1 protein-coding gene and 1 pseudogene are annotated in these 3,906 nt (G+C 69.2%); one reads left to right on the top strand and one right to left on the bottom strand.

The window, feature by feature from the left end; genetic code table 11:
* Positions 1–131, bottom strand: a pseudogene (locus ACWD3D_RS34375) (XRE family transcriptional regulator); the annotation flags it as partial.
* A 1,784-nt stretch (positions 132–1,915) separates the two neighbouring features.
* On the opposite strand from ACWD3D_RS34375, the gene ACWD3D_RS34380 reads away from it, so the two are divergent.
* Positions 1,916–3,649 carry a glycoside hydrolase family 6 protein gene (locus ACWD3D_RS34380; RefSeq protein ID WP_451464620.1) on the top strand — a complete coding sequence of 578 codons (1,734 nt, stop codon included), beginning with the start codon at positions 1,916–1,918 and terminating at the stop codon, positions 3,647–3,649.
* The last annotated feature ends 257 nt before the right edge of the window (positions 3,650–3,906 follow it).

The raw sequence follows: 3,906 nt of genomic DNA on the forward strand, positions 1-3,906 counted from the left end.
CGCGCCAGACCGAGCAGCGACTCGCGCTCCGCCTCGTCCGCGACCCCGTAGAGCGTGAGCAGATCCTCGATGTCCCTGGCCTTGCGCCCCAGAAGGCCGGAATCGCGCTCCCGGGGCGAGTGCGATGCCCGACCGGGCCCAGAACCGGTGGTACGTGAAGGCCGGGGCGTCGAAGCGGTGGTAACCGGCGCGGGTCTCCGGCACCGCGATCCGGCGCCGGCCTGGCAGTGGTCCCCCGCGCCGTCGGGGAACCCACTGTCCTGCCCGCCCGGGACCAGATGCCGCTCCGGCCGTTCGCGAGCTGCTCGTCCCCCGCCCGCTGGTACGTGAGGGTCCAGTCGTCGAGGGCCGTGTCGCCGCGGTTGGTGAGGGTGGATACGGCGGGGCGGCCCGAGCCCCGGTCATCGGTCTTGTGGCCGGCACGGGACTGGTCGGAGGCCGCACGCGCCCGCGTTCCGGCCACGGCCGGCACCTCCGGGGGAGGGAGGAATGCCGTCGCGAGCGCGGTCCGCGGCCCGCGCGATCGCGCTCCGCTTTTCCCGGGTCTCCCGGGTCCTGTCGATGCCCACGTACTTCGTGCGCGTCCGTATGGCATGTGTGGGTTCCTCCTCTCCGCTCTGACGATCATGGTGGGTATGCAGGGGGTGTGCGGGAATTGAGCACAAGCCTTGAACTGGTGGGAGCGCTCCCAGCATGGGGAGACGGAAAATCGGAGTCAAGACACTTGAAGAGTCGAATAAATTCGATTGACTGAGTGCAGAACTGGCCTGTTGACCAACATCAGTTGACGCTCTAACGTCATGGCCGACCAGTGGGAGCGGTTCCATCAGTCGGTGTGCCGTAGGGGGCACACCCGGCCTGACGGAGTCGTTCAGGCAGCACCCTCCACTTTCCGTCCACATGCGCAGTACGTGTGACGCCTGCTCCACGGAGCGGTTCTGGCCACGGCCGGCTCCATTGCCGGACCCGCGGCCCGGGCCTCCCCGCACGGTGGACCACACCTTCACCGGCCAACGGCGGGCGGCTTCCGGAGGCCGCCGGACTGACCGACTCGGCTTCTCCAGAGGCTGGTTGGTCTCTCGGCCTCGACTTCTGCCCGGCGACCGGGCGGCGGCTCGGGGCCGGTACGTCCGGTGGGCGCGGTTGCCGGCGGGAGCTCACCGCGGCCGACGAATCCAGGAACGGTTCGCTCGCAGCGGGTGCGAGCGCCCCGGCCGGCTTCACCGACAGCGATACGGCGCTGAACACGGCCCCGAATCAATGACGTTCACACCCTGCGGCACTTCGCCCATCCGGAGCCGACCGACTCCACGGATCTTTACCCCGCTCCGGCAGACCCCCTCGATCCCACGACCCCCAAAAAACCCACAGGCCCCACAGGTCCATCCGTCCGTGCCGTCTCGGAACGTCACGTCGGCACTGTCCTGATTCCCCTGAAAAAGGAGCACCGGCTGGACCTGGAAAAACCGTCCGCGACATGCGGGAACCAATGGTGCCGCACCGTCGGACAACTCGTCCTGAGTACCGAGAACCACGGTATTACTCCTTGACGGAATGGCACCGGGCCCCTGACCAGCTCGGCGAAGTGCGACACCCGCGCGGGCGCGAGCTGCCGAAATGGCCCGCCACCGCGACCGCACCGCCGCCGAAGTGCCTTTCTTTTCCGGCAATCGGGAAAGCGCGAAATCTGGCAAGAGCATCTGTCCCCGCCGCTCCGCCGGCCGGGTCCCGAGTTGTTCGGCGACGGCGGACTCGCGCACCTCGGACGGACCTGGACCACGTGGGACTGCTCTTCGGTCCGTCTTCGACCAGTGATGACGACGGCACACCCGTCGTGTACGGAATCGGGCCGCGGGGCCACCTGCTCGCCCTCGACCCACCAACAGGAAACGGAATTCTCATGAGCCGCACCACCATGTACCGATCACGGACCGCACTCCTCGCGGCGGCAGCCCTCGTGGCCGCCGCCGGGACCGCCGCCGGGCCCTTCTCGGCCTCGGCGGCCGCCGCCCCGGCGTGTTCCGTGGACTACAAGATCCAGAGCCAGTGGAACGGTGGCCTCACCGCCGCGGTGACCGTGACCAACAACAGCGCCGCCGTCTCCTCCTGGCAGTTGGAGTGGTCCTTCGCCGGCTCCGAGCAGGTCAGTCAGGGCTGGAACGCCACGGTGACCCAGAGCGGGTCCGCCGTGACCGCGAAGAACCTCACGTACAACGGAGCGCTGGCGACCGGAGCTTCGGCCTCCTTCGGCTTCAACGCGTCGGGCAACGGCAACAGCGCGGTGCCCTCGACGTTCAAGCTGAACGGCGTCACCTGCAACGCCGGGGCGGTCGACCCGACCGATCCGACGGACCCGACCGACCCCACGGACCCGACCGACCCGGGCACCCCCGCGGGCTCCCTCGTCGACAACCCGTACGCCGGCGCGAAGGTGTACGTGAACCCGGAGTGGTCCGCGAAGGCCGCGGCCGAGCCGGGCGGCAGCCGGGTCGCCGACCAGCCCACCGGTGTGTGGCTCGACCGCATCGCCGCGATCGAGGGCGCGGGCGGCTCCATGGGTCTGCGCGACCACCTCGACGCCGCGCTCGCCCAGAAGGGCAGCGGCGAGATGGTCGTCCAGCTCGTGATCTACGACCTCCCCGGCCGCGACTGCGCCGCGCTCGCCTCCAACGGTGAGCTCGGCCCGGACGACCTGCCCCGTTACAAGTCGGAGTACATCGATCCGATCGCGGCGATCCTGAAGGACTCGAAGTACGCGGGCCTGCGCATCGTCACCACCGTCGAGATCGACTCCCTGCCCAACCTGGTCACCAACACCTCGGGCCGCGCCACCGCCACGGCCAACTGCGACGTGATGAAGGCCAACGGCAACTACGTGAAGGGCGTCGGCTACGCCCTGAACAAGCTCGGCGACGCGCCCAACGTCTACAACTACATCGACGCGGGCCACCACGGATGGATCGGCTGGGACGACAACTTCGGCCCCTCCGCCGACACCTTCCTGGCCGCCGCGACCGCGGAGGGCGCCACGCCCGCCGACGTCCACGGCTTCATCACCAACACGGCCAACTACAGCGCTCTGAAGGAGCCGTTCTTCACCATCGACGACTCGGTGAACGGCACCTCCGTCCGCCAGTCGAAGTGGGTCGACTGGAACCGCTACACGGACGAGCTGTCCTTCGCCCAGGGCTTCCGGAACAAGCTGGTCTCGGTCGGTTTCGACTCGAAGATCGGCATGCTGATCGACACCTCCCGCAACGGCTGGGGCGGCACGGCCCGTCCGACCGCCGCGGGCAGCACCACGAGCGTGGACACCTACGTCGACGGTGGACGCGTCGACCGCCGCATCCACATGGGCAACTGGTGCAACCAGTCCGGCGCCGGTCTCGGCGAGCGGCCGACGGCCTCGCCGGAGCCGGGGATCGACGCGTACGTCTGGATGAAGCCCCCGGGGGAGTCCGACGGTTCCAGCTCGGCCATCGCGAACGACGAGGGCAAGGGCTTCGACCGGATGTGCGACCCGACCTACACCGGCAACGCCCGCAACGGCAACAGCCTCTCCGGCGCGCTGCCGAACGCCCCGCTCTCCGGACAGTGGTTCTCCGCCCAGTTCCAGGAGCTCATGAAGAACGCCTACCCGGCGCTCTGATCCGTTTCCGGTGCCCTGGTCTCCCTCCGGCGCCCTGCCGCCGGAGGGAGCAGGACAGGTACGCACAGGAGTACGGCACAGCACGGCATGACAGCGCGGATCGTGCCGAGCCGGGCGAAATGGGGCCCGGAACGGCAGGATCCGCGAGCACGGCACACAAGGCTCCGCGGTACCTGACGGCTCACCCGCGCCGACTGGGCGACCCACAAGTACGCCGGGTACGGCAGCCAGACCGCCTCGCTCCAGTTCCGCAAGAC

The sequence above is a fragment of the Streptomyces sp. NPDC002690 genome (genome assembly GCF_053592415.1).